A 25254-nucleotide genomic window follows, 5' to 3' on the forward strand; every position below is an offset into this window, starting at 1 on the left:
GCGGTGATGCTCGCGCCGATCGGGGCGGACGAGCGCTACAGCCCGTTCGGGCGGGTGCTGCCGATGCTGGCGTACGACGCCGGGCACCCACCTCCAGCGCGGCCGGTCGACGGACCCGGGACCGATCTGGTGAGGGCCGGCCTCGACGAGGTGACGACAGCACTCGAGGCCCGGTCGGGGGCCAGGGCGTCCACGCTGCGCTGGTCCCGGCAGCTACTGGCATGGCTGCTGGCGTACCCGGGCGAGGACTGGGAGCAGCGGTGGCTGGCCAGCGGCGCGGACAAGGCCCCGCGATCGTGGGCGGCGGCCGCGCACGCTGCCGGTGTGGTGGCGGTGGCCGGTAACGCGGTCACCGGGTGTGGCCTGCTGATCCAGGCGCGGCTGCTCCGGCCGTCCTACTCGTGGCTGCTCAACACCCACTTCGCCGTCCTGTTCGACCGATTTCCGCAGGCAAACGATCCGCACGAGTTCGCCCGGCTGCGGGAGCTGCCGCTCTACCGCCGGGCCGGGGAGAAGGCCCGCCACGACGCGATCGCCGCCCTGGTTCGGGTGATGATCCGTACCGGGAAACGGCTGCCCCAGCTGACCGGCGACGATCTGCTCGGGTATGCCGACCTGGTCAAAGCATCTGGCAGGCACCGCCGGGAACACCTGGCGTGGGAGCTGATGGTGGAGCTGGGCCCGTTCGCCGGTGAGCCACCGACGTTGCGGTCGGCATGGACGGCCAAGAGCAGTAGCCGGCAGTACACCGCGCACGCGCTGATCGGACGCTACGACCTGCCGCCGCACCCGGTGGTCGACCTGCTCACCGACTACCTCACCGAGATCCGGCCCCGGCTGGACTACGGCACCTGGACGCACGTGGCCCGCAGCCTTGGCGTGGTGTTCTGGCGCACCATCCTGGAGATCAACCCCGGGCAGCAGGACCTACGGCTCACGGCCGAGGTGGCCGCGCAGTGGCGCGAGCGCCTCATGACCACCACGCAGGGCCTGCCACGCTCGGACTACCACGCGCACCTGATCAACGTGCGCGCCTTCTACCGCGACGTCAGCCAGTGGGCGCTGGCGGACCCGGCCCGCTGGGCCCGGTGGGCGGCACCGTGCCCGATCCGCCGGATCGACGTGCAGACGCTGCGCAAGGCGAAGCGGCAGCGCACCGCCCGGATGCAGGAACGCACCCGGACACTGACACCACTACTGCCCCAACTGGTGGAGACAGCCGCGCGGCGACGGGACTGGTCCGGCCGGCTGCTCACCGCCGCACTCGCCACACCGCACGGCGAACCGGTCACGGTCGACGGTGTCACCTACGTAAGGCACGACCCGCCCAAGCCGGGCCGGTGGAACCGCGACCGGATCTGGCTGCGCGACCCCGACGGCGGCCTGCTCGACGCGACCAGACTGGAGGCGGACGGGTTCTGGGCCTGGGCGCTGATCGAAACGTTGCGGCACTCCGGCGCCAGGATCGAGGAAGTCCTCGAACTGACCCAACTGTCGCTGCGGCACCACACACCGGCGACCACCGGCACGCTGGTGCCGCTGCTACACATCACCCCCTCGAAAGCCGACCGGGAGCGGCTGATCCCGATGAGCCCGGAACTCGTGCAGGTACTGCTCGCCGTGCAGCGCCGCGCCCGCGGCGACGCCGATGCCATCCCGCTGGCGGTGCGCTACGACCCGGCCGAGAAGACGCACGGCCCGGCGCTGCCGCACCTATTCGCCCGCCGCGTCGGCGCCCGCCAGGAGGTCCTGTCCGCGCACTACGTACGCACCGTCCTCATCGCCACCGCCGACGCCGCCGGCCTGCGCGACGGCGATGCACCGATCGCCTTCACCCCACACGACTTCCGCCGCCTGTTCACCACCGAAGCCGTCGGCGCCGGCCTGCCACTGCACATCGCCGCGGCCCTACTCGGCCACCTCGACCTCGACACCACCCGCGGCTACACCGCCGTGTTCCCCGACGAGGTGATCACCCGGCACCAGCAGTTCATCACCCACCGTCGGACGCTGCGCGACGCCGCCGAATACCGCGACGTCACCGCGGACGAGTGGGCCGAGTTCGAGAAGCACTTCCAGCTGCGCCGGGTCGCGCTCGGCGACTGCTTCCGCCCCTACGGCAGCCCGTGCGTGCACGAGCACGCCTGTGTCCGTTGCCCGCAGCTGCGCCTGGATCCCGCACAGATTCCCCTGCTGGACTCGATTGAGGCCAACACCCACGCGCGGATCCGCGAGGCGAAGGGCAAGCAGTGGCTTGGCGAGGTCGCAGCGCTGCGAGAAACCCTGTACCACATCGGCCGCAAGCGCGATCAGCTCGGTGCTCCCACAACGCGTAGGCAAACGCCTGGATAGGCGGGCTTCGCCGCGGCGCTGCGGGCTGAGGGGGTGGCCGCCCGAAACCGTCGCGGTCTCCTCGAAGGTGAGCGCGGTAGAGCCCGGGAGTGTGCGCGGTGCCAAGGATCACCGGCGGGCCACCCCCTCCCCGTGCGGCACGGGTCGTAACGACCGGCCGGCAGTGATCGTGACGCCGGGAACCTGCCGCCCGGGTCGCGGTCCGGTCGCATCCTGGTTGCTCCCCGCTCGGGCGGACGGCACCAGGTCATGACCTTCGGAGTGGGGCCGCCCAGGAGTTCTAGCTTGCGCCCGGTTCGCAGGCGCGAACGAGCGAGTCGGCGGCGTCGTGGGATGGCCGGGGTAGGCAGGGACACCGGCGGCGGCCGCGGCGGTGTCGATGCGGACGGCGGTGGCGGGGTCAGGTCGGTCACCGGACCATCCGTCGCGGCGGTTCGGGGTGGGCAGGACCAGGACACGGACCTCGTGTGGCAGGTACCGAGCGGCCCAGCGCAGCCGGGCGACCTGCCGCAGTGCTGTGTCGAGCTGGTGGCGTAGCTCGGTCTCCAGATGCGCGGCCCGGTTCCGTTCGGCCTCATGCTGCGCGGTGACGGCGGCGAGCCGGGCCGCCGCGCCAGCAGCGGCTGCGTCGATGCGGGGCTGGGCGATCCGCTCGGCGGCCGCGGCGATGTACCCGTCCAGGCCCGCGGCGATCTGCGCCAGATGCGCGGCAAGCACGGCGAGGTCCGCGGGCGCCGGGTCGGTGCTGCTGCTCGTCATGACCAGCGACCGTACCGGCCCGACATCCCGTCCCCGGTGACCCGCCACGCCGCCCGGCCCGTGCGCGCGCCGCGGAAGCGCGTGGTACGGGCATCGCCTGGCCGTGCCCGTTCCGACCCGGCGGCCGCCACCGAAGACCTGACCCGGGGCCGGATGAGCGTTCTCCGCTGAATGGTGACGGGCGACCCCGTGTGACCCCCGTCGCGGGGGTCGCCCGCCTTCCTCTAGCGAAGGAAGCATGGTCATCATGACCTGCTCGAACCCGGGCCTGCAGACGTTCGGCTCCGATTGACGTCGGAAACGTTCGTCGCTTTCGGCGGTCGAGGCCCGGTTCAGCCGGACACCATTCTCAACGTCACGGCGACCAGCCTCGGCGACGCCGCGCGACAGGCTGGACGCGTCTGGCCGTCGCCGACAGGCCGCCAGCGGAACAGTTGAGGGGCCTATGTGGGCTGCCTGTGAAGCCGTCCAAGGGCGTGCCCGGGGGCGTGGCGTACCCCTCCCGGATCGCTAGGGCCGTCCGAAGTCAGGCGGGGACGGCGTTGAGGGGGATTTGTCCTCCTGCTTGGTGCGGCGGCCGAAGCCGTTGGCGGTGCTGACCTTCACGGCGGTGGTCCAACCGGGTCCTGGACGCCGGGCGCCCCGCCAGCCGCGAGTTGATCGCGAACCTGAACCGGCGCCACGGTTAAGTCGCCGGGTCGGCCATTGTGACCGACGTCGCGGACGGCTACGCCGCGGAGATCAAGTGACGATGCTGCGGGTGTAGGGCCGCGCGACGGTGGGCGACGACGCTCACGGGGCAGCCCGCCGAGGGATGATCTCATGCGCGTACACGTGTTGGCGGCCTCCGTGCTGGTCACGGTTGCCGGGGCGACGTTCGGTCTGGCCGGGCCGGCCGCCGCGGGTAGCAAGGACGACGGCCTGACGCTGCTGGTTCCCACCCTCGCGTCGATGCTGCCCGGCCAGCAGGGCTGGATCAGCACCATCTGGCAGGCCGGCCAGGACGTCTGCGACATGCAGGTCACCCTGACCGGGCCCGGCGCGAAGGTCACCTATCCGGAAAGCACCGCCGACTTCTCGTCGTTCTCCATCGCCTCCGCGTTGGCAGCCGGGAACACCGACTACACGGCGTTCCGCGTCACGGCGCCGCCCACCGCGACCGGACCGGTCACGATGACCCTGAACGTGGATTACCGGCTGCTGCCCCCGGGACAGGTCAAGAAGGACGACGACCTGAAGACCAAGAAGGTCAACTGTTCCGGGCCCAAGGCCAGCCAGACGCTGAACGTGACCCTGCCGGTGACCCCCAGCACCGCAGCCGCGATCACCGTGAAAACCCCACCGGTGCTGGTCAAGAAGAACACCCCGACCTGGACGAAGATCGTGCTGCGGGGCAACAAGCCCGGCCTGGACAACCTCAAGGTCACCCTCACCCCGCCACCCGGACTCGAAGTCGTCTACCCCGGTGACGCCTCCGCCGCGGGCCTCAACAACGGCCCGACCCTGGCGGTCGCCGAGGACGACTACTTCGCGGTCCGCCTGAACGCCACCGGCCTGGACCCGGAGCAGACCTACCGGGTGCCGCTGACCGCGACCTACACCGGTGGCAGCTTCACCGGCTCGATCCTCATCGGCGCCGCCTGAACCTCGCCCCACCACCCGCGACCCGCGACCCGCGACCTGAAGGAGACTCTCATGCGAGCCCACACCACCCGCGTCCTGTCTCTCGCGGCGGCGGGCGCTGCGGCGGCGGTCGCCCTGCTGGGGTTGTCCGGCTGCGGTGCTGAACACGAGGCGGCCGCGGCGGCGCAGCCTGCTGCGGTGCAGGCCGCCGGGGCTCAGGAGGCCGGTAACGTTCAGGCCGCTCCGGTCGGCGCTGGTCCGGAGGCCACGTTCATCGCGGCGACCGCGGCGCACCTGTGCACGGTGCAGTCGACCGTGTACGACGACCCGAAGGCGATGGCCGACGCGTACCAGGCCACCCCGGATTACCCCGGGTTGACCAAGGCCCAGGTCACCGCCTTCCAGCAGAAGCTGACCAGCGACAGCGCGTTCGCGAAGCAGCTGAGCACCAACCTGCAGCAGACCTGCAAGCCGGGCAGCTGACACACATTCCCACCCCGGTCGGCCGGGCGGCCCCCTCGCCGCCCGGCCGATCACCTTTTCGGCGGCCAGGCGCGGCGCTCCGGTGACGTCGCCCGGCTGAAGGTATGAGCTGCACCCTGCCGGCAACCGTGCCGCACCGGGTCCGCACCGATGCTCCCCGAACCTTGAACGTCGGGCCCACCAAGGTATGGCGTCCCGCTCACCCGCAGACCCCCGTTGGATCGCCAGGTCGGACCGGGGCCCCGACGCACGCGGCACACATCCCCCTTTGCCGCGTGCAGGATGCCCATCCTCGCTACCCCAGCAGCACAGACAGCCCTCCGACCAGGACCCCGGTCCGAACACGCCAGGGCCGGGGCGAGGATCCCGCCCGGCGTGTTGCGCTCGTTCAACGAGATCGCCCGTAGTCCGACACGCCCATCGCGACGAGACACTGCCACTGAACGCCTCCTGCATGCAGGGTCCGAGCTGATGGGCATCCACCGGCGGCTGCGCGGCGCGGCCGGGAACCCGAGCCAGGCTGTCGCCAAGCTGCACTCGCTCGGGCAGCGCGTCGACGAGCTGCCCGACATCGCCGCGTTCGTGCGCCGGGTCGCCACGACGGCCGACCAGACCGCCGCCGCGTTCGCCCGGCGCCGGGGATGACCGACGCACTCCACAGAACCCGCCGCGAGTTACACGCACATCTATGCATTGCCATGTGCTGAGGTGCTCAGCGGTCTGGTCACGGCGGCTCCAGGGGTCAGCCGCCCGCCCAGCGGGTCTGTCCCGACCCGGCGCGGTGGGGTGTTGTCCGTGCGGCCCCCCGCAGGTCGGTGATCTGCGGTACGTCGCCGCCGTGTGGGTTCAGGGCCGGGGTGAAGGCGGGCGACTTGACAGGATGACGGCCCGGATTCGTGTTGGTGGTGCGGGCGGTGGGTGCAGGCCCGCCACTGAACAGCTCCTTCCGGCGGCGGCGAAACCGCGTCGTACGTGCGGCGGGTGTCGATCAGCGCGCCCACGTCGGGGTTTCGCCGTGCGCTGCCGTGGGGTGCGTCACCAGGCGGCATTCATCGTGGGCTTACGGCCGATGAGACTGTCGTGAACCGGCTCAGGGTGCAGGGGATGGACGACAGCGCGGCGGGCGCCGAGGAGCTGTCGGCGGCCCTGCTGGCGCTGGAGGACCGGGTCGCCGTGGACGCCGCCGCGGGCTACGCGGCCGCGGTGGACCTCGAACGGCGGGCTGAGGCGCTGGGTGACCAGGCCCTGCTGATGCGGGCCCGGCTGTGCTGGATCGACATGCTGCGGCGCACCGGCGATTTCCGGGAAGCCGCCCGGCATGTCAAGGGCATCCAGGCGTGGGCTCGCAGGCACGGCGACCGCCGGATGCGGGCGCGTACCCACCTGGTGCAGGCAAGTATCGAGCGGTTGTCCGGCCACGGGGCCAAGTCTCTGGAGCACGCGTTGGACGCGGTCGAGTTGCTCGATGAGACGGCCACCGCGCACATGCAGGTCTGGCACCGTCTGAAGCTGGCCGATGCGCTGGCCGAGTACCGCGGCATGGAGACGGCGCGGCCGCGTTACCGCCAGGCCGAGGTACTGGCCCGCGAGCTTCGTCAGTGGGAACAGCTCACCGTGACGCTGAACAACTGGGCCTACTCCGAGTACCGGGCCGGTAACCTCCCGCAGGCTAGGCAGGTCGCGGGGCGCATGCAGGACCACGCCGTAGCCCGCGACTACCACCTCGACCCGGACGCGCTGGACACGATCGCGGCGATCCAGATCGCCAACGGCGACTACGCCGAGGCGGAACAGACCATGCAGGTATGCATCGCCCGCTACAAGGGCGCCGGGCCCAACGACGCCGACGAAATGGCCGAGTACCTGCTGACCCTGGCCCGGGCGCAGCGTCTTCTCGGCGCGACCGGCCGGGCCCTGGTGAGCCTGGACGCCGCCCACACGCTGTGCACCGAGCGTGGCCTGCGCGAACTTCTGGTCCAGGTGTACCAAGAGAGGGCCGAGCTGCACACCGCCAACGGTGAGCACACCGAGGCGCTCGCCGCCAAGGAGGCCTCCATCGCGGCCCGGGACAGCCTGCCCTCCCCGCCGCGCAAGCCCCTGCGCGTCATCCTGGCCGCGATATTGCGGACCCGCCAAGGTCGGCGAGGAAACCAAGCCCCCGGGTGAGCGGGGTAGAAACACTGCGGTCCCGGGGGAGAAACACCCCGGCGCTTCCAGCCTGCGACCTGCATGTTTGCGGACCCCCGGACGCGCATATAGGACCCCGGCCGCGCCCCTGGTAGCGCCTGCACGGTGAGCCGCTACCAGTGCGGCGTGCGGAGTAGAAACACCTGCCCGGCCGGGTAGCAAACCCGGTGGCGGTTGCCAGGCGCACCCGCATTTGCGAGTCGCAACCTGCCTGGGTTGCGACTCTGCACGCCGGGGTTGCGACCCTGGGGCGCTACCGGCCGAGACGTTAGTCGGCGAGTCTGCGGCCGACTGTGGGGGAGTTGGCCAGGTAGCGCAGGCTGTAGAGCACTCCGCGTGTTGTGTTGAAGTCAGCTGGTTCCGAGCGGACGCGGCTGGGACAGCGGGCAACCGTGCTGCACCCGACATGCACTGCCGGGTCCACCCGGCGCGCAAGAAGCTGATCATCCCTGAGGCATCCGCGGCTGCGGTGTCTCCGTTTCCACGGGGGCGGGTCGGCGTTCGCGTCTGCTCGCCGCCGGTTCTCCTCGAGGTGGTCCCAGATGCTGCGTCGTCCCGGCCTTTCCGGGTTTCGGTCCGTTCCCGCGTTAGCGGTGGCGGCGGCAGTCGCGATGTGCGGTGCGACGGTGGTCCCTGTCGGTCCGGCGTCGGCGGTCGGTAAGGAACCCTTCGCCTCCGTGGTCGGCAACAGCCCAGCGAGAACGGCCGACAGCAAGATCACCTCGTACCTGGACGTCCGAGACATCGCGCCGCAAGGTTTTCAGGACTACGGGACGATCGTCACCGTCTCCGGCACCCTGCAAGGCCCAAGCGTGCCCAGCAGGGTGTCTATCCAGCAGCGGCAGTTCCAGACCACCAAGTGGGTGGAGGTCGCGTCGGCGATCACGTCCAGCGACGAATTCGACGAATACCCGCCGGAATTGGGCTGGGCGACAGCCACCTACTCGGCCCAGTTCCGGCGGCGGGTCTGCGCCGACATCCGTGTCGTGTACGCGGGTAGCGCGACCGTCGCCCCAGACGTCGCGGAGGGCCCTGGGGGCGTCTTGTCGGTCGCCACGCTCAGCGGTTGGGCAACCAGGGGGTCGTCCAAGCGGAACAAAACCACGTCGATCACGGTCAAGACCGTTCCCGGCGCCGGCCGTAAGATCATTCTGAAGTACATGCCGCCCAAGAGCACCAAGTGGGTCCGGAACGCCTACATCGCCAAGACGAACGGCAGCGGCGTAGCGACGGTGAAGTTCCGCCCGACCGTCAAGGGAACGTACAAACTGCGTCTCTATGTGTGGAGGGAGAAAGGCATTCTCGACCGCACCTCCGCGATCCGCCTTCAACGCGTCAACTGAACAGACGGGCGGCGGCGCCCGTACCCGAAGCCCCCGCCGAGCCGGCCACCGTGGATGCCGGAGCGCCGAGTACGGTCAGCGGTATGGGGCGCAAACGGCCCCGGTGTCCGGGTTGCCGCCAGCATCCGCCGCCCGGCGCGCACCCGCGCCGGGTGTACTGCTCGCCCGCGTGCCGCACCCGCGCCTGGCGGGCCCGGCGCCGCTGGAACCGCAACTACCGCCTGGCCGTGCTGCACGGCCGGGCCCTCGTGGCCTCGGTCCGCCGGCAGCCCCGCCGAGCAGGAGTCCGCCGCCCGGGCGCTGGCGATGCTGAACTGCCCGGTGTGCGGTCGCAGCACCGGCCGGGCCATGGACCGGCGCCGCGACGCGATCTACTGCTCCGGGGCGTGCCGCACCCGCGCCTGGCGGCAGCGTCACACCGACCCGTCACACCGTGACGGGTGAGCGTGACGCAGCCTCACCTTCGCCCGCCTCGGTCGGGCGGGGCGTGGTGTCCAGGCTGCACAGCTCGCAGGAGTCGCCGCGGCGCAGTACGTCGAGATCGTCCTGGGTCGCCAGCCGGGTCGCGCTGTGCCGCTCCGTATCGACCGACGGCCCGGTCATCGACCCGTGGTCGAAGTCGTGCCAGAAGAACGTGCACCCGGACTCGGTGTAGGCGTACGCCAGGGGGTGCCCGCACCGGGTGGCGAACAGTACCCAGCCGCCGACGTAGCCCTGCGGGTTCGCTGGATCAGTCACCCCGCGATCCTGGCAGTCACCGCAGCTCACGGCCGGCCTGGCAGTCACCGCAGCTCACGGCCGGTCGACACACCCGTGCAAACCCCCGCAGCCGTCAGCGCTCGTCTGCGCCCCGGCGGGGCGCGACGTGGTGTCCAGCCTGCACACTCTCCAGGCAGCGCCGTGGCGACAACAGCAGCCGGCTGGCCTCAGCCAGTGTGGCCTGCAACTGATCCAATGCGGCCTGCGTCCCGGCAACCTCCAGGCCCGGCGCCCCCCGGACCGCCGCGTACGCCAACTGCTCTCGGAGCAGCGCGAGCTGCGCCTCCGCCACGATCAGCAGGGCGGCGACCTCCGGGTCATACCGATCCGGCTGCACCAGCACACCGTAAGCCCGGTGGACAGATCCCGCCCGATCAGCGCGTTCAGCAGGGGTCAGGGAGCCCCCCATACAGGGGTGGTTGTAGTTTCCAGACCAAATACAACGGTACGAACTGATGTTCACCTACGGCCGGGACGGTTGAGGTAGGCGGCCAGGCCCGGGGTATTCAGATCGGTACAGCGGTCATCGCTAGCGATGATCTCAGTTAGGGGCCTGCCCAAGCAGATGAAATCGACATTGGTTCGTGGTGGCGGTCAGCGGTTGAGGTAGGCGGCCAGGCCGCCGAGTTCCTCGCTGGCGATGAACACCGAGCGGACGTTGATGATGGCCTCTTCGACGTGGGTGGTGCAGCCCCAGGCCGAGTCGCCCCACGAGTCGGCGATCTTCAGCTCGGCCGGTGCGGTGCAGCCTGCGGTGCCGCCGAGCTGGCAGTGCTCAGGGTGCGGTGTGGTGGCCTGCACGGCAGCCGCGGCTCGCATCTGGGCGGCGAGCTCGGCAGCGGCGGCGGCGCGTTGCTCGGCATCGTCACGCAACTGGCGTTCGGCGCGTACCGCCTTGATGGTGGCCAGGCGCAGCTCCAGGTGCTGGGCGACCTGGTCGGCGAGATGGCCGAGCGCGCTGCTCTGTGCCTCGGTCAACTCCCGAGGCGTGGCGTCGATCGCGGTAACGGTGCCGAGGTGGTGCCCGTCGGCGGTGACGATCGGGGCGGCGGCGTAGAACCGCAGCCCCAGCTCGCCACGTACCAGCGGATGGTCGAGGGTGCGCGGATCCGTGACCGCGTCGTTGACCACGTACGGGCCCTCGGCGCAGAACGCCGACGCGCATAGTCCCGGTTCGGTGCCGACCTGCGCGACGCCATCCAGTCCCTGGGCCGCAGCGAACCAGACCCGGTCGGCGTCGACGATGCTGACCGTGGCGATCGGGGTGCCGCACACTGCCGCCGCGGCGGCGGCGATGGTGTCGAACTGGCCGTCGGTGGGAGCGTCGAGGATCTCGTAACGGCGTACCGCGGCTAGCCGGGCGGGGTCGGTGAGGGCGGTTCGGTCAGCGGTGATGGACACGGTGTGGTGCTCGCTTCCCATGGGGTGCTGCTTCCAGCGAAACAACGCTCAGCAGATGATCTAGCAGTGGGGTGGCGGCCCGTCAAGCACGCCGAGCAGTCCGGTGACGTCGAGGACGCGCTCCACGATGCCGTGGATGCCGGTGACGCGCAGCGTGCAGCTCTGTTCCTCGGCGAGGTGCCGGGCCGCCAGCAGGGCGGCGATGCCGGTCGAGTCGAGGAACGTCACTGCGGTCAGGTCGATGATCAGGTGGGCGGGGGTGTGGGTGGTCAGGGCCTTGCCCGCGGCGGCGGTGACCTGTTCGGCGCTGGCCATGTCGATCTCACCGGTGGCGATCAGGCGTACGGTGCGGTCGCTGTCGGGTTGGGTGCTGATGGCGAGGTCGGTCATGTCATACCGCGCTGGTGGTGGCTTGGGCGCGTTCGAGGACGCGGTACACCGTCTGCCGGGACACCTCGAACAGCTCGGCCAGTTCGGCGATGGTGTGCTCGCCTGCGGCGTGCAGTTTGAGCAGGTGGGTCTGCCGGGCGGCCGAGAGTTTCGGCTGCCTGCCCTTGAGTTTGCCCTTGGCCCGGGCGATGGCCATGCCCTCGCGGGTGCGCATCCGTAGCAGGTCCAGCTCGAACTCGGCGAAGGTGGCCACGATGTTGAAGAACATCTTGCCCATGGGGTCGGCCGGGTCGTAGATCATCGTGCCGAGCTGCAGCCGGATGTCTTGGCCGACGAGGGTGTCGCCGATCTGCCGGGCGTCGGGCACCGACCGGGCGAGCCGGTCGAGCTTCGGCACGACGAGGGTGTCGCCGGGACGCACGGCGGCCAGGGCCTGGTCGAGGCCGGGCCGGGCCCGGGTGGTGCCGGAGTAGGCCCGGTCGAGGTAGATCCGGTCAGCCGGCACGCCGAGGTCGAGCAGGATGCGCCGGTTGGCTTCCAGGTCCTGTTGGTCGGTGGAGCACCGGGCGTACCCGATCCGGACGGCTGCCATGATCCGGAGCGTACCGGATAGCCCCCGCTCATCGGACAGACCTCCGGACACCCTATGTGAGACAGGTCGGGGTGCTGGTCGCCGACGTGCGCCGGCGCCAGCTGCGGGTGTCCGTTGAGGGTTCGGCTAACGGACAAGATCATCGCTGCCGCTGACCGCCGTACTTGACTTCCTCGACTCCGATGTAGCGGATCCCCGGTGAGCGCGACAGGGAGGGCTCCGGGCAGAAGGCCACCTGCCCCTGCCGTCGATGTTTGAAGTGCTGGCACTCGTATGGTGGTGTGACGCGGATGCCCTTCCCCGTGGGGGCAACCGGCGTTCACTCGGGTCGCGGACGTGGGCCTGCCGAACATCGCGGCAGGCCCACTGTTGCGTCGATCCGTGCGTCGTTTCCGAGATGCCGGACGACTCGCGCGGCCGGTTTGACCTGGCTGGTTGGTCAGCGGCGGGTTTGCAGTTTGCTGAGCAGGTGCTTGATCTTTTGCTGGTTCTCCGGTTTGGCCAGTTGCTGCTGTCCCTGGGCGATCACGCGTTTGCCCTGGGGGCTGGCGAGCAGGGCCCGGATGCGCTGTGTCAGTGAGGCCATGAGTTGGCTCCTTGAGGCTCGTTCACCGTGAGTGGTGACGGGGGCGGTGTTGGCGGTTGCTGGTTCAGCGTCGGGTGGCGAGGGCGACGCCGTGGTGGTGGTCGAGGGCGCCGGGTGTGGTGAAGGCGATCCAGCCGCCGCGGATGAGGACGAGTTCGATGAGTTCGTCGACGGCGTCGTCGATGACGTCGGGGTGCTCGATCTGGTGGGCTGGGGCGGGGGTGAGGGTGTCGCCGTCGTCGGACAGCGTGCCGGGTAGTACAGCGATTCGTCGACGGCGAGCATTTCGGGGTGTTGGGTGCGGGCGGTGTGCCAGGCGGCGGGCATGCCGGAGGCGACGCGGCCGGCGGAGGTGCGCTGGTCGATGAGGGTGAGCGCTTCGTCTTGGCGGCGGTGCAGGTAGTCGTCGAGGACAGTGTGGACGCGGGTGGTGAGTTCTGTCGTGTTTGCGTGGGTGAGGTTGCCGGGCACGGTGCCGGCGAGGCGGGCGCAGTTGGTGGAGACGCGGCGGAAGGCGGCGGTGGCGCGTTCGCCGCCGACGAGGACCAGTGGTGCGGGGTGCAGGCGTAGGTAGGTGCCGAGGGCGGCGTCGACGCGGCGGTAGAAGTCCAGGTCGTCGGTGTCGCCGCGGCGGCCGGGGCGGTCGGCTCGGCCACGGCTGTTGGTGTCGCCGGGCGGGTCGGCGTGCATGGGGAAGGCGCTGGTCAGGGCGGGGAGCAGGGTGTCGCCGGCGGCGTCGAACAGTCGGGCTTGTCCGGAGTTGAGGGCGAGGACGAGGTGGCGTGGGGTGCGGTGCAGGGCGCGGACGAGGTCGCGGGTGGCGAAGGTGGGGTCGACGACGGCGCGGTCACGGACGGCGACGGGTAGCCGGATCAGGGATTCGGTGCTGGCGCTGGCGTACAGGGCGAGGGCGTGGGTGGCGGGGCCGTGGTGAGCCTGTTCGAGCAGGGTTTGCAGGCGGCGCACGGCGGGTGCGGCCGCGTCGGGTTGCAGCTCGGCGCGGACCCGGTCGACGGCATCGGCGGCCAGCGCGTCGAGGCGCAGCGCGTCGCCGCGGGTCAGTTGGGCGGCGGGGGTGGTGGTGAGCAGCACGCTGATCGCCGGGTACTCGCGAGTCTGTTGCAGGGCGGTGATCTGCGCGGCGGCCGGCGGGGCTGTCGTGGTGGCGGGCATGGCGGGAGTCCTCTCGCGGGTGGCGGGCTGGGACGTCGTGGTGGTCGGCATTGGTCGGGCCTTTCGCGGGTCGGTGCCGCCCGGCGCGCGCGGGTGGCGGGCGAGGCGCTGGTTACCAGGGCGCCGGCGCGGCGTGGGTCGCGCGGTGAGCCCTCTGGGTAGGGCCGTAAGCGCCCGGGGTGGTGTGCGGGTCGGCGGGTTGCAGGGTGCCGGTGGGGTCGCGCAGGGGTCGGGCGGTGACGACGGTGACGGCGCCGAACCGGTCGACGAGCCGGCGTACGGCGGTGACGGGCAGGGCGCGCAGCGTGTCAGTGCCGGCCGGGACGAGCAGGGTGGAGCGCCGGTAGGCGACACCGGCGCCGTGCAGGATCGGGGTGATCCGGGCGACGATCGCGGTGGTGTCGTTGTGGACGCGCCGGGTGCGGGTGTGCTGCAGCAGCAACGGGTTGATGCCGGAGCCGGCGGCTACCGTCGCGGCGGCGATGAGCAGGGTGCCGGTGCGGACGGCCAGGTCGGCGGCGTGGGCGGCCACGGCCATGTCGGTGGGGCCGTCGGTGAGCACGGCGAGCACGGGTCCGGAACCCGGGGTACGGCCGGCGAGGTGGGCGGTGGACGGGCGGGTGGCGGTCATGACGGTCACGGTCCTTTCGTTCGTGGTGCGGTGGCTGAAGCAGGTGCGGGATACCTTGACGCGGCCGGGAAGGTCAGTGCGGGCGCCAGGTGTAGGCCATGACCTCGGCGTGCTGGTGCAGGAGCCGGCGGGCGTGCTCGGCGTGTTCGGTGGCGACGGTGAGGTGGTAGCGGGCGGCGGCCAGGTGCCGGCGGGAGGCGAAGTCGCGCCGGCCGCGGGTGGCGGCGTGGGCGGCGGCGGCCATGGTGGCGCCCCAGGCGGCGCCGCCTACGGTGGCCACCGCGATGACGATCCACCAGGCGCCGGTGGTGAACAGGGCGAGCACGGCGCCGAGGAGCAGGCCGAGCCACGCGCCGCCGCCGGCACCGGCCAGCGCGGCGCGGGCGATGGTCATCCGGCCGGTCACGTTCTCGACCAGGCGCAGGTCGGTACCGACGATGGTGGCGTGCTGGACTGCGAAGTCGTGGTCGGACAGGTAGTCCACGGCCTGCTGCGCGGCGGCGTAGGTCGGGTAGTCACCGACGCTGGTGCTCGCCGTGGTGGGCAGCTCGGCCGGCAGGGGCAGGTGGGTCGTGGTCATCGCCGTACTCCATCTCTGATGTGGAAGGGTGGCGGGGCTCAGCGGCGCGAGGCCGCGTCGTCGGCTGCGGCGGCCGGGCCGCCGCCGGTGGTGGTGGCCGTGGTGATCTCGGCGGTGCCACGGGTGGTGCGCAGGCTCCACACGATCGACACGGCGATCGTCACGACGATCACGCCGAGGGTGACCGGAATCGGGAGTTTGCCGACCGGGGTCTCGGACAGGATGAGCTTGACGCCGGCGAAGGCGAGCAGCACGGCGAGGCCGTAGTGCAGGTGCACGAAGCGGCGCAGCAGTCCGGCGAGGCAGAAGTAGAGGCTGCGCAGGCCGAGGATGGCGAACGCGTTCGCGGTCCAGACGATGAAGGTGCTGGTGGTGATGGCCAGGACGGCCGCGACGCTGTCGATGGCGAAGATCAGGTCGGTGGCTTCGACGGCGATCAGGACGACCAGCAGCAGGGTCGCGACGCGTTTGCCGTTGATCCGGGTGACGAATTTGTCGCCGTGATAGGCGGGGCTGGTGGGGATGATTTTGCGGACCAGGCGCACGACCGGGTTGCGGTCCGGTGGGGTCTGCTCGCCGTGGCGGAACGCCATCTTGTAGCCGGTGTAGATGAGGAACGCGCCGAACAGGTAGGCGGTCCAGAAGAACGTCTCGAGCAGCTCGACGCCGACGAAGATGAACACGAGGCGGAAGGCGAGGGCGCCGACGACGCCCCAGAACAGCACCTTGTGCTGCAACGCGGCGGGGACGGCGAAGTAGGAGAAGATCAGCGCGAAGACGAACACGTTGTCGATCGACAGCGCCTTCTCGATGAGGTAGCCGGCGTAGTAGGTGCCGGCGACGTCGCCGCCCTGCCACGCCCACAGGATGACGCCGAACAGCAGACCGGCGGCGATCCAGATACCGGACCAGATCGCGGCTTCGCGGAAGCCGATGACGTGGTTGTCGCGGTGCAGGAACAGGTCGACCGCGAGCATCGCCGCGACGGCCAGCATCAGCGCGGCCCAGACCCACCAGGACACAGACACAGGGGAGACCTTTCGCCCAGCCAAACCCGCGGCAACGGGTCGGCATGCTGGACGAAGGTCTCCCCGGGCCACCGAAGGCGGTGGCTGTACCGCCGGGACCGGGATAGGCCAGGTCCGTACTGACGGCGGTGCGTGAAGCGTGTCGGGTACTCCCCCTCGAACTACGTACCACTATTCACGAAGTCAGCTTCGCCTGTCAAGCGGTTCGAGAGAGTTAAGTGCGATGGTGCTTTCGTGTCTTGGTGTGCGTACATTGAAGGGGCGGCGCCCGGGCCGCCTGACCCTTCGGACGGTGATCACGTGTCCCTTGCCGCTCAGCCGCGAGCCGCCCATGGGGTGAAGCAGTGGACGTTTCTGACCAACCACGCCCACGTGCTGCTGGCCGTCGCCCGCGACCCCCACGCCCGGCTACGGGATGTCGCCGATCTCATCGGCATCACCGAACGTGCCGCGCAAGCCATCGTCGCCGACCTGGAAACCGCCGGGTACCTGCACCGGGAACGCGTCGGGCGCCGCAACCAGTACACCGTCAACCCCGCCGGCCGGTTCCGCCACCCCGCCGAAGCCGACCGCAGCATCGGCGACCTGCTCGACCTGTTCACCGGCACACCACACACCTGAGCATCACCATAGCGAATCGGCCATCCGCCCACCGCGATCACCAGCGGCTCGCCTGCGGACGCTGCAGAGTCGCGGTGACCTTGCGGGATCGCCGTCACAGCCGGGCTGAGGGCCAGTCGGGTATCCGGATCTCAATGATCCGGCCCTCGCGCCGGCACGCCCGTCAAGGCTCCGCGACATTGACCCTCCGGCGCTCCTCGGGAAATGTGACCCCCACGGGGTCGAGCAGGTCAGCTTTGGTCCGGTCTTGCCGCTTCGGTGCTGCTGGGATGGTTCGCCGCCCGCGCGAACTGTCGGGTAGTGATGTTGAACCAGCGGTCGGTCATGCCCTGCTCGGCCATGCCCAGCCGGCGGGCGACTGCCTGGGATGCGGTGTTGTCCGGATCGGTCAGGGCAAGCACCGTGCTGATTCCGGCCGTTTCGGCTGCGTTGAGCACGGCGTTGGCGGCCTCGGTGACCAGGCCTTGTTTCTGGTAGGCCGGGTGCAGGTGCCAGCCGATCTCGATCTGACCGGTGACACCCTGGTCATCGTGCAAGGGCAGCAGCAGAACCGTTCCAACGGGCCCCGCCGCCTCGCTCAGCGGCTGCAGCGCCCAGAATCCCAGGGGCGGGGTGAGCCCGGCCTCCCGATGGTGCCAGCGGGCGAGACGTTCGCGTGCCTCGGCGAGGTCGGTGACGGCTCGGCGTGGTGGCGCTCCGAGCCAGCGCATGACCTCCCATTGCGAGTAGATGGCGTAGTAGGCCGCGAGGTCGTCGTTCTGCCAGCGGCGCAGCAACAGCCGTGGCGTGCGAAGCAACTCCATCGCGACACCGTAATCCGTGTGCGTCGGCCCAGCGGCGTTCGTGGCTTCACGCTGTCAGCGACTGTCTGTAGCGCCGTTCTGCTCGCTCTGTCCGCCCGTCACACACTCGATTCGGCCAGCAAGCCCTAGCAGGCGATCCCAGTTTCCTGAGAAGATATACAGGAAAAAGTTTTCCTGTATCTGTTGACCGGCATCCGACTTCGTGTGACGGTGGAGTGAGTCGCCTGGCGGTAGAGCCCCCGTCGACGGCAGGACCAGTGCCACCGCGCCCACAGGTGACCCCGCACCCGACAAGCCATTGCGAGGAGCCACCCGATGTCGACCACCGAGCGCACCGCCGTGACCCTCTACCAGGCCGCCGACCGGAGCCCGGGCAGCGGACCGATCCTCGCGGTGCTCACCGACGGTTTCACCGACCTGGCCGTGGCCGCGACAGCGGCCCGGCTGGCAGCCGACGGCCGCCCGGTCATCGTCGCCGCCGCGGTACGCGGCAGCGGCCCGAGCATCAACGCGCTGCTGCACCAGGCCCGCGCCACGCGCATCGCCGCCGACGTCGCGGCGGCTGCCGGCCGCGTCTCGCCGATCCTGCAGCGGGCCGGGGTCATGTTCCAGACGACCCCACTGCTGCTGCCGGTCGGCTGGCCGGACGGCCCCCTTCCCGCGCGCAGCGTGCGCCGGCTGGCACGGCGCACCCGCGCGGCCACCGTGGTGACCGCCGCGCCGCTGACCCGGCCGATCCCCGACTGGCTCACCTTCGCCGCCCCCAGCATCGTCGACGACCACGACGGTGTGGCCCTGGCGAGCCGGCGATGACCACCACCTCGCCCACGCCCGGCATGCCAGTGGCCACCCGCGCCGCCGGCCCGGCCCCGTCGCCGGCGGTGCGCATCGACGCGGTGCTACCGCGCCTGGCGTGGACCATCGCACACGCCCGGCACCTCACCCGGGCCGCCGTGACCCGCACCGGGATCACACCCGACGACCGCGACGCCGTCGAGATCGCGGTGAGCGAGGCCTGCACCAACGCGGTCCTGCACGCCGACCCCGCCACCGACTACCAGCTGTCCATCCGCGTCGACGGCCCGCACTGCGAGGTACACGTCAGCGACCTCGGCGGTGGCATCCACCACCCGCTGCCCGGCCCGCCCACACCGACGGCCATCGGCAGCCGCGGCCTGGCCCTCATCCGGGCACTCACCGACGCCCTGACCGTAGGCACCGCAGACCCCGCCGGCACCACCGTGCATTTCACCAAGATCATGCGGGTTGGCGGTGGTGCCGCAGCCACCGACGCCGGCACGCCTTCCCGGCACCCCGGCACCCGACAAGCCGACGCCGTCACCGCACCACCGCCCGCCCAGGACCCGGCGCCGCATGACGGAGCACCACGATGACCCGCACACCGCAACCGGCCGTGCGCACCCACCACATCCGCGGCCGCAGCTTCGACTCCGGCCCGGTGCTGGTCCTGCTCACCGGCGAGCCCACCGACACCGCCGTCGCCGCCCACGCCGCGGCGCTCGTGCAACACACCGGCAGCTTCCTGCTCACCGTCACGCTCATCGAGTCGTGGCGGTCGGCCATCCGGTTTGTCATCGACCGATTCCGCCGCCACTACGACATCGACGCCAGCGTCGCCGCCACCCTGACCGCAATCCCCACCTACTGCCTGCGCACCCCCGTGCTGCGACCCGCCGGCCGCAACCGGCCGGTGTTCCTGGCCGCGGCCGTGCTGCGCCTGGCCGACCGCTACAACGCCTCGATCACCATCGGCGCCGTCACGCTGCACGACCGCACCGGACGACTCCACCCGGCCGAGGACGCCACAGGCCCACACACCTGACGCCTCGCCGCCCCAAGCCAACCGTAACGTCGATCAGATCGCTGCCGGCGGGCGCGAGGGCCGGGCCGGCGTGAACGGCAGCAGGGGCGGGCAGGCCGGCGCCCTTGCCGGCTGGAGGTGGCGGACGGACCGGGGTAAGGGGCCGGGTCAGGTATTTTCGCGCTTCGCCAGCTACCAGCGGGCGGCGCTAGGGCGCGTCATCGCGCAGCGCCGGCGGCTGCTGCCCGGTCGAGACCTTCACGGACCAGGTCTTTGACGAGCTGGGCGGGGTCCGCCAGTCCTCGGCGGGTCGTCTCCGCGGTGATCTCCTGAGCCCAGGCGATGGGGATCCGGGCCCAGTACACGACCGACGGCGCGTGGGGGTCCAGCTCCGCCACGAAGTTGCTGGCCAGCATGTGCGCGACGGAGGGATCCATTTCCTCCTGCGGCGGGAGAGGCTGCGTCGTGCTCATCGCTGTGCCTTCCTCTGAGCGCGTGTCGAATGTCAACCCTGGCCGGCTCAGTGAGCACACGGACCAGGTCAGCAAGCCCACACGGATCCCGGGCGGGCCTGCCGCGCAGTGCTGCACCGGGACCGGCGGGCGGCGGCGGCCGGGAGCGTGTCGCAGCGGCCCGGCGCTCATGTCTCCCTCATTATCGCTGTCACAAGTGGAAACAGGTGATGAACGGCCAACCGGTGCGGTCCGGGGCCCGCGCCGCCTGCCCGAGAGCCCGACTAGCGCCGTCACGGCCGCCTACGTCGGTTTGAGCGCGATCTGCAGGGACATGACGATCAGTCCGATCACGCCGCCGGTCCAGAGCGGCAAGCATCCACCGCCACCCCCCGGAAACCTGCGCGCCAGGCCGCGACCGCGGCGAGCCCGATCAGGGTCGCCGTTCCCGTCAGCAGCACCACCGTGCGAACGTGGTCCGCGCCCAGCGGCGTGCTCCGCCCGACAGCGAGCACGGCCAGCGGCGAGACCGCGGCCAGGAGCAGATGAACCTGCCGCAGCGCCGTTGCCGCCTACTCCGGCCCGGTCAGGTGACGCTGGCGTACGGCAAGGGCGTGCAGCACGTCGGAGAACCCGTGCGCGATAGCCACCGCGATCACGGGGGCGACAACAACCTTGGGCGCATCGACGAAGGACAGCTTCTCCCCGTTCCCGTAGACCGCCAACATGGCCATCACCACCACTGTGGCATGGGTGAGGCGCTCCTTGTTCAGCACGTGTCCACGGAATGCGGACAACCTCCGGATCTCCCGTCGCCACCTCTGCAGCCTGCCACCACCGCCAGGGGGCATCGTCGCGGGAACGGAGCCCGCAACAATTCGGCCCCGGCTGGAGTGACCGTCACCGGCCAATGACGCCGCGGAGTGAGCGGGCGGTGGGCCCGGCGGTGCCGCCAGGGCGATATGTGTCCGATTGTGCGATTCGGTCGCGTGATGCTTATCCGCCCGGCGGGACGCCCGGCCCCCGCTGAATTCAGGCTATCGCGAGGGCAACGGGCGCGGAACGGAATGGGCGCGCTCCGGCGGCTTCGGCCCCGTGGAAGGGATGAGTCCAGATCTACCCACGGTGGGACTGAGCTGCTGCTCATGCCCTCGCGTGTCTGATCGGGCCCGGCGCGGGCCCGGCGCGGGCCCGGCGGGCTGCAACCACCGGCGCAGTGCCTCCTCTGCCCCGACCGGATCCACGGCTCGCAGCACCACCGGCACACCCAGCACCTCGAACCGGATCCGGGTGTAGGTGACCGAGGTGTCCATGTCCGCGCCGGTCAGCTTCCCCCGTAACGCCGACGGCAACCCCTCGGAGTTCATGTTCCCCAGCAGCGCACCCGCGACCTCGAACGGGAACGGCCCCTGCTGCCGCTCGACGTGCCATTCCTGGCCGTCCAGCGCCGCCCACCAGTCCAGGCGCCGGGCACCGGCCACCGCCCAGCTGTCGCGCAACGCCTACATCACCCGGCCCAGCACCTCGTAACATACCCGCTTGTCCAGATACTTGCTTCTCTCACATCCCGCTCAACGATCACCCCCCGCGCCTCGGCGCGGGGGGTTGGCGGCGCCGCTGTCGGGCCAGGGCGGGGGTAGGGGTCACCCATCCGGGGCTGAATTTTTCCCGGTGTTTCCTTTCAGAGTGGCGCCATCTGCGGTGACGCGTGACGATGTGAGCCATGCCCCCGCTCGAATGCACGATGCAGGATGCGGGTGACAGGTTGGTGGTACGCCTGGCCGGGGAGCTGACCACGGCCACGGCTTCGACAGTGCGGGCGGCGCTGGTGAAGGCTCTGGCACAGCGGCCGGACGCCGTGATCGCCGACCTGACCGACCTGACCGTACGCCAGCGTCAGGCGGTGGCGGTGTTCACCGCGGTCGCCCGGCAGGCCACGATGTGGCCCGGCACCCCGCTGCTGGTGTGCACCCCGCACAAGGGCACGGCGGGGCTGCTCGCCTGGGGCGGGTGGCTGCCGGTGTTCGAGACGGTCGCGCAGGCGATGGCGGTGCCGCCGCGTCGCCGGACGACGCTGATCTGCGACACGCTGCTGCCGGTCGCCGGGACCTCCGCCCGGGCGAGGGACCTGGCCACCGAGGCATGCGCCCGTTGGGGGCTGCCGCATCTGCTCGGCCCGGCCTGCCTGATCGCGGGTGAGCTGGCCACCAACGCGGCGGTACACGCCGGCACCCTGGCCGCGATCCGGTTCTCGGTCGGCCGCCGCTTCCTGCTAATCAGCGTCCAGGACGGCTCCACCACCGAGCCCCGGCCGGACACGACACCACCGCAGGATCCCGGCGCCAGGCGAGGGCTGCTGCTGGTCGACGCGACCGCCCACCGGTGGGGCTGCCACCCCCGCGAGGACGGCAAAGTGGTGTGGGCCAGCCTGCGCCTCCGCGACCCTCTCACCCGCTGAGGCGGGTCTACCCGCCGGGGGCAGCCAGGACGGAGTCCAGTCGGGCCAGCAACTCCTCAGACGTGAACGGCTTGGCCACGAATGCGGTGAAGCAGGCGTCGGACCGAACGTCGTGCGCGCCGATCGAGCCACTGACCGCGACCACAGGAATATGGGCAAGGTGCGGGTCGGCGCGGATGGCCTCGCAGAGTTCCACCCCGCTCATCTGCGGCATGCTGACGTCGGTGACGACCGCGTCCGGACGGTGCTCGCGGACCGCCGCCCACGCCTGCGCGCCGTCGGTGGTGGCGATCACCGTGTGGCCGGCGCCCTGCAGAATCCGCTGGATCACCGTCCGGACCTCGTCGTCGTCATCTGCCGTCACCAGCATCGCCACCCGGCCACCGTCCCCTCACTCGTACGCCAGCATCACGGAGAAGATCAGAAAACCGGACGGGCGGCACAACGGTGCATGATCATGTCAGCCGTCCGCAGGACATCCTGGAGGTCGGACCGCACGACGACGGAAGTCCGCCGTGACCCTCACCGCGGGCGGACCTCAACCGACTACCCGGCAGGGGGAGAAACTAGACATCAACGCCGGTGATCCCCGACCATCGGCCGCGGCACGGCCCCGGCGTCCGGTTCAGACACGCTCCGGGGGCTTTGCCTTCTCAGGCGTACGCCAGTAGGCCCCATACGCCATGGCCACGCTCACTCGCCGGTGCCCACAGCGCGTGTGAGCGTCTCGGTGTGCTGGCCGATCTGCTGCAAAGTCCGCCGGATCGCCTTAGCGCCCCGGTCGTCCAGCGCGGCGGCGGGCACCCGGACCGAGAGCTGTTCCAGCGCGGCGGCGATGCGAACCAGTTGCCGGGCGGTGCTGGACCACCTAGGCGTGAGGACTGCATGACCTCCCATTCTGGAGCGGCGGCGGGCCGTGGTCAGCGACATGGCCACGGACCATGACTGTCTTCGCGGCTTCGGGGGACAGAACCCGCAACTCGCGGTCGGAGCCAACCCCAGAACGGGTGACCCATGTGGGGGAGAGTGCGCCCAGGTGGGCAGACACTACATCCAGGTGGGCAGACACTACATCCCGTCTCCGCTGGTAGCGGCCGGGCCATTGGTGGAACAGTCGAGCCGAACCGTCCGGTGTGGCGCCACGGTTACTGTCGTCCAGACGCCGGGTAGCGCCAGCCTTTGCGGCGGGCGACGATGTGGGCGTGCCGTCGGTCGGGTGCTCCGTCGAGCAGGTGGGTGGCAGGCTGCTGGTGCGCCTGTCCGGCGAGTTGTCGCTGGCCAGCGCCCCGCGGCTCCGGGCACGGCTGTTGCAGGCGATCGTGGAACAGCCCCACGCGGTGGTGGTGAACCTAGCCGACCTGGTTCTCCGAGAACCGGCCGTGGTGCGGGTGTTCGCGGCGGTGGCCCGGCAGGCCGCGATGTGGCCCGGCACCCCGCTGCTGGTGTGCACCCCGGACCCGCAGACGGCGCGGCTGCTGTCCCGGGGCGCACCAGCCCGGGTGCCAGTGTTCTCCTCGATCGCGCAGGCCCTGTCGATGCCCAAGCACCGCCGCACGACGCTGATCTGCGACACGCTGCTGCCGGTAGCCGACGCCGCGGTCCGGGCGCGGACGTTAGCCACCGAGGCGTGTGCCCGCTGGGGACTGCCGCAACTGGTCGGCCTGGCCGCTCTCATCGCGGCCGAGTTGGCCACCAACGCGGCGGTCCACGCCGGCACATTCGTGGCGATTCGGTTCGCCCTCGGAGCCCGCTACCTGCTGATCAGTGCCCGTGACGGCTCAGGAGCCGCACCGCGCCTGGACTGTGCGCCGCTGACCGAGCCGGCGACCGGGCGGGGACTGCTGCTGGTAGAGGCGACCGCATGGCGGTGGGGGTGGCACCCGACGGCAGACGGCAAGATGGTGTGGGCGAGTCTGCGTAACCCGAGATGCGACCACCGGGCCACCGCACTCGTCATCACCTCGTGGGCCATGAACGGCACAGGGTGGTGATCCTGTCTCGCCACCAGGCATCACCACCCCCGGATCCCCAACTGCGATTCCTCGCTCGTCAAAACCCTGCCGCAACGCTGGGCGAATGAGCACGGACTGAACCACCGGCCCCGAGACTGCGGCGTTCGTACAACGAACGGCAGTCAAGTCTGACACGCCTTGAGTGGCTGTTTCCCCGATTTGCGCTGCGGCGCGAGGAATCGATCTAGGGGCGGCGGGTAGCCGGCGTTTCGGGAAAGCGTCACTGTGGGCTTCATCCCTGTGGGCCACCGTCTGCGGATTCCCGCCCCGGGTGTCCTGCTGGGCGGCTAGCTTGACGTGGGGAGAGCCCGGCGCTGCCCGCACGGGCGATGATCCGTCGCGGGTGCCGGGCCGGGCCCGGTCACACCTCGTCCCGGCAGCGCGGGCTCCCCACCTACGCCAGGCGACTCAGCCGGGGACGTGGTCTTGCGCTGGGTTCGGCCAGGCGCAGCAGGCGGCGCAGCCACCCGGAGACGGTGTCCTTTGCTGACCGGTGGCTCGCTGAGAGCACCAGTTCGAGCAGGCTCACGTCGGGGTGTTGCAGCCGCAGCTGTGCGATGTAGGCCAGCTCGGCGGGCACGGCGTCGCCGAGCCGGTGCAGCACGGCCCGGACCCGGACGGCGATGCGGGCGGCAGCGTCACGACTGCGTTCGGCGTTGACCTGCGCGAACGTAATCATGTTCGCGGTCGGTCTGGGATGAGTGCGTGGCGCTGCCGCCAGGCGGTCAGGGCGGCGGTCGCGCCGAGGCGGTGCAGCAGGCCGGCGGCGTCGGGCACGCGGAGATGCTCGCCGCCGTCGTCGGTGGGCTGCAGCCGGCCGGGTGCGCCGAGGCGGCGGGCGGTGCCGGCGACGGCCACGGCGTATTTCCACGTCGGGGAACTCGGCGAACAGGGTCAGCCGGTCGCCGTGCAGGCGTACGGAGCTGGCGGCCAGGACCGCGCCGCGGCAGAGCGCGGTGGCGCAGCACAGGCCGGCGCGGGCGGCCATGCCCGGAGGCAGGCCCCAGCGCCGCTGTCCGGTGTGGTCGAGCAGGCCGAGGCAAGCGGCAGGCCGTGGTGTGCGGGTCTTGGCGCCCAGCAAAATTCGTAGCCGGGCTCGCTGACCTCACCGGCGAGCAGTTGCAGCAGCGTGACGGCTTCCGCCGTGCGGCAGCACTCCCGCGGCACAGCCGGCTGCTGCAGCAGCTCCGCCCGGAGCC

General features: G+C 71.0%; 30 protein-coding genes. 12 read left to right on the top strand and 18 right to left on the bottom strand.

The annotated features are described in order from the left end of the window. The first annotated feature begins 6 nt into the window (after window positions 1–6). Window positions 7–2352, top strand: coding sequence for a tyrosine-type recombinase/integrase (locus tag EV385_RS33160; protein WP_130513790.1), 2346 nt, complete (start codon window positions 7–9; stop codon window positions 2350–2352). Window positions 2353–2460: 108 nt separating this feature from the next. On the opposite strand, the gene EV385_RS33165 is transcribed toward EV385_RS33160, so the two are convergent. Further along, window positions 2461–3111, bottom strand: coding sequence for a hypothetical protein (locus tag EV385_RS33165; RefSeq protein WP_130513791.1), 651 nt, complete (start codon window positions 3109–3111; stop codon window positions 2461–2463). Window positions 3112–3933: 822 nt separating this feature from the next. Between EV385_RS33165 and EV385_RS33170 the strand changes: the two genes are divergently transcribed. The 5 genes from EV385_RS33170 (at window position 3934) to EV385_RS33185 (ending at window position 8747) form a co-directional block, all read left to right on the top strand. Further along, window positions 3934–4755: a hypothetical protein gene (locus EV385_RS33170; RefSeq protein ID WP_130513792.1), complete on the top strand. Its 822-nt coding sequence runs from the start codon at window positions 3934–3936 to the stop codon at window positions 4753–4755. A 51-nt stretch (window positions 4756–4806) separates the two neighbouring features. Next, the gene (locus EV385_RS33175; RefSeq protein ID WP_130513793.1) at window positions 4807–5217 is read left to right on the top strand and encodes a hypothetical protein; all 411 of its coding nucleotides are present in this window, start codon (window positions 4807–4809) and stop codon (window positions 5215–5217) included. Between the two features lie 471 nt (window positions 5218–5688). After that, window positions 5689–5862 (top strand): hypothetical protein, encoded by a 174-nt coding sequence (locus EV385_RS34175; protein WP_165449740.1) that lies wholly within the window; start codon window positions 5689–5691, stop codon window positions 5860–5862. A 435-nt stretch (window positions 5863–6297) separates the two neighbouring features. Continuing rightward, window positions 6298–7383, top strand: a complete 1086-nt coding sequence (locus tag EV385_RS33180; RefSeq protein WP_165449741.1) for a tetratricopeptide repeat protein — start codon at window positions 6298–6300, stop codon at window positions 7381–7383. Between the two features lie 563 nt (window positions 7384–7946). Continuing rightward, window positions 7947–8747, top strand: coding sequence for a hypothetical protein (locus tag EV385_RS33185; protein WP_130513795.1), 801 nt, complete (start codon window positions 7947–7949; stop codon window positions 8745–8747). Window positions 8748–9173: 426 nt separating this feature from the next. On the opposite strand, the gene EV385_RS33190 is transcribed toward EV385_RS33185, so the two are convergent. The 9 genes from EV385_RS33190 to EV385_RS33230 all read right to left on the bottom strand — a co-directional run bounded on the left by EV385_RS33190 (window position 9174) and on the right by EV385_RS33230 (window position 15887). Further along, window positions 9174–9485: a hypothetical protein gene (locus EV385_RS33190; protein WP_130513796.1), complete on the bottom strand. Its 312-nt coding sequence runs from the start codon at window positions 9483–9485 to the stop codon at window positions 9174–9176. A gap of 94 nt (window positions 9486–9579) precedes the next feature. Then, the gene (locus EV385_RS33195) at window positions 9580–9843 is read right to left on the bottom strand and encodes a hypothetical protein (protein WP_130513797.1); all 264 of its coding nucleotides are present in this window, start codon (window positions 9841–9843) and stop codon (window positions 9580–9582) included. A 257-nt stretch (window positions 9844–10100) separates the two neighbouring features. Next, window positions 10101–10928 (bottom strand): GAF domain-containing protein, encoded by an 828-nt coding sequence (locus EV385_RS33200; RefSeq protein ID WP_130513798.1) that lies wholly within the window; start codon window positions 10926–10928, stop codon window positions 10101–10103. Window positions 10929–10967: 39 nt separating this feature from the next. After that, window positions 10968–11297, bottom strand: a complete 330-nt coding sequence (locus EV385_RS33205; protein ID WP_130513799.1) for an STAS domain-containing protein — start codon at window positions 11295–11297, stop codon at window positions 10968–10970. A gap of 1 nt (window position 11298) precedes the next feature. Further along, window positions 11299–11889: a recombinase family protein gene (locus EV385_RS33210; protein ID WP_130513800.1), complete on the bottom strand. Its 591-nt coding sequence runs from the start codon at window positions 11887–11889 to the stop codon at window positions 11299–11301. 439 nt (window positions 11890–12328) lie between these two features. Beyond that, window positions 12329–13699 (bottom strand): baeRF3 domain-containing protein, encoded by a 1371-nt coding sequence (locus EV385_RS33215; RefSeq protein WP_207230186.1) that lies wholly within the window; start codon window positions 13697–13699, stop codon window positions 12329–12331. A 61-nt stretch (window positions 13700–13760) separates the two neighbouring features. Further along, window positions 13761–14279, bottom strand: coding sequence for a hypothetical protein (locus EV385_RS33220; protein WP_130513802.1), 519 nt, complete (start codon window positions 14277–14279; stop codon window positions 13761–13763). A 73-nt stretch (window positions 14280–14352) separates the two neighbouring features. Beyond that, a complete protein-coding gene (locus EV385_RS34180; RefSeq protein ID WP_165449742.1) occupies window positions 14353–14859 on the bottom strand; it encodes a YflT domain-containing protein in 507 nt (168 codons plus the stop codon). Window positions 14860–14897: 38 nt separating this feature from the next. Continuing rightward, on the bottom strand, window positions 14898–15887 hold the full coding sequence (locus tag EV385_RS33230; RefSeq protein ID WP_242625396.1) for a TerC family protein: 990 nt from the start codon (window positions 15885–15887) through the stop codon (window positions 14898–14900). Window positions 15888–16187: 300 nt separating this feature from the next. On the opposite strand from EV385_RS33230, the gene EV385_RS33235 reads away from it, so the two are divergent. After that, the gene (locus EV385_RS33235; protein WP_130513803.1) at window positions 16188–16508 is read left to right on the top strand and encodes a helix-turn-helix transcriptional regulator; all 321 of its coding nucleotides are present in this window, start codon (window positions 16188–16190) and stop codon (window positions 16506–16508) included. A 230-nt stretch (window positions 16509–16738) separates the two neighbouring features. Here EV385_RS33235 and EV385_RS33240 read toward each other — a convergent pair whose 3' ends face one another. Beyond that, window positions 16739–17311 (bottom strand): GNAT family N-acetyltransferase, encoded by a 573-nt coding sequence (locus EV385_RS33240; protein WP_130513804.1) that lies wholly within the window; start codon window positions 17309–17311, stop codon window positions 16739–16741. Between the two features lie 315 nt (window positions 17312–17626). On the opposite strand from EV385_RS33240, the gene EV385_RS33245 reads away from it, so the two are divergent. The 3 genes from EV385_RS33245 to EV385_RS33255 are packed head-to-tail and all read left to right on the top strand — an operon-like array spanning window position 17627 to window position 19154. After that, window positions 17627–18124 (top strand): hypothetical protein, encoded by a 498-nt coding sequence (locus EV385_RS33245; protein WP_130513805.1) that lies wholly within the window; start codon window positions 17627–17629, stop codon window positions 18122–18124. After that, complete coding sequence (locus tag EV385_RS33250; RefSeq protein WP_130513806.1) at window positions 18121–18705, top strand: ATP-binding protein; 585 nt, start codon at window positions 18121–18123, stop codon at window positions 18703–18705. The genes EV385_RS33245 and EV385_RS33250 overlap by 4 nt, the downstream gene beginning before the upstream one ends. Further along, window positions 18702–19154: a hypothetical protein gene (locus tag EV385_RS33255; RefSeq protein ID WP_130513807.1), complete on the top strand. Its 453-nt coding sequence runs from the start codon at window positions 18702–18704 to the stop codon at window positions 19152–19154. Before EV385_RS33250 ends, EV385_RS33255 begins: the two co-directional genes overlap by 4 nt. Window positions 19155–19351: 197 nt before the next feature. Here the strand turns inward: EV385_RS33255 and EV385_RS33260 are convergent, their stop codons facing one another. The 3 genes from EV385_RS33260 to EV385_RS33270 form a co-directional block, all read right to left on the bottom strand. Then, complete coding sequence (locus EV385_RS33260; protein ID WP_130513808.1) at window positions 19352–19606, bottom strand: hypothetical protein; 255 nt, start codon at window positions 19604–19606, stop codon at window positions 19352–19354. 551 nt (window positions 19607–20157) lie between these two features. Continuing rightward, window positions 20158–20361 (bottom strand): hypothetical protein, encoded by a 204-nt coding sequence (locus tag EV385_RS34725; RefSeq protein WP_207230188.1) that lies wholly within the window; start codon window positions 20359–20361, stop codon window positions 20158–20160. 261 nt (window positions 20362–20622) lie between these two features. After that, a complete protein-coding gene (locus EV385_RS33270; protein WP_130513809.1) occupies window positions 20623–21084 on the bottom strand; it encodes a hypothetical protein in 462 nt (153 codons plus the stop codon). A gap of 224 nt (window positions 21085–21308) precedes the next feature. On the opposite strand from EV385_RS33270, the gene EV385_RS33275 reads away from it, so the two are divergent. Further along, window positions 21309–22043: an STAS domain-containing protein gene (locus EV385_RS33275; protein WP_130513810.1), complete on the top strand. Its 735-nt coding sequence runs from the start codon at window positions 21309–21311 to the stop codon at window positions 22041–22043. Between the two features lie 7 nt (window positions 22044–22050). Here EV385_RS33275 and EV385_RS33280 read toward each other — a convergent pair whose 3' ends face one another. Next, window positions 22051–22413 carry a response regulator gene (locus EV385_RS33280; protein WP_130513892.1) on the bottom strand — a complete coding sequence of 121 codons (363 nt, stop codon included), beginning with the start codon at window positions 22411–22413 and terminating at the stop codon, window positions 22051–22053. A 323-nt stretch (window positions 22414–22736) separates the two neighbouring features. Continuing rightward, window positions 22737–22973, bottom strand: coding sequence for a hypothetical protein (locus EV385_RS33285; protein ID WP_130513811.1), 237 nt, complete (start codon window positions 22971–22973; stop codon window positions 22737–22739). 272 nt (window positions 22974–23245) lie between these two features. Between EV385_RS33285 and EV385_RS33290 the strand changes: the two genes are divergently transcribed. Further along, window positions 23246–24034 carry an STAS domain-containing protein gene (locus EV385_RS33290; RefSeq protein WP_207230190.1) on the top strand — a complete coding sequence of 263 codons (789 nt, stop codon included), beginning with the start codon at window positions 23246–23248 and terminating at the stop codon, window positions 24032–24034. Between the two features lie 415 nt (window positions 24035–24449). Here the strand turns inward: EV385_RS33290 and EV385_RS34185 are convergent, their stop codons facing one another. Beyond that, entirely contained in the window at window positions 24450–24734 is a 285-nt protein-coding gene (locus EV385_RS34185) for a helix-turn-helix domain-containing protein (protein ID WP_165449743.1), read from the bottom strand. After that, complete coding sequence (locus tag EV385_RS34190) at window positions 24731–24913, bottom strand: hypothetical protein (protein ID WP_165449744.1); 183 nt, start codon at window positions 24911–24913, stop codon at window positions 24731–24733. Before EV385_RS34190 ends, EV385_RS34185 begins: the two co-directional genes overlap by 4 nt. Window positions 24914–25254: the final 341 nt, after the last annotated feature.

It is taken from the genome of Krasilnikovia cinnamomea (assembly GCF_004217545.1).
GTDB lineage: Bacteria > Actinomycetota > Actinomycetes > Mycobacteriales > Micromonosporaceae > Actinoplanes > Actinoplanes cinnamomeus.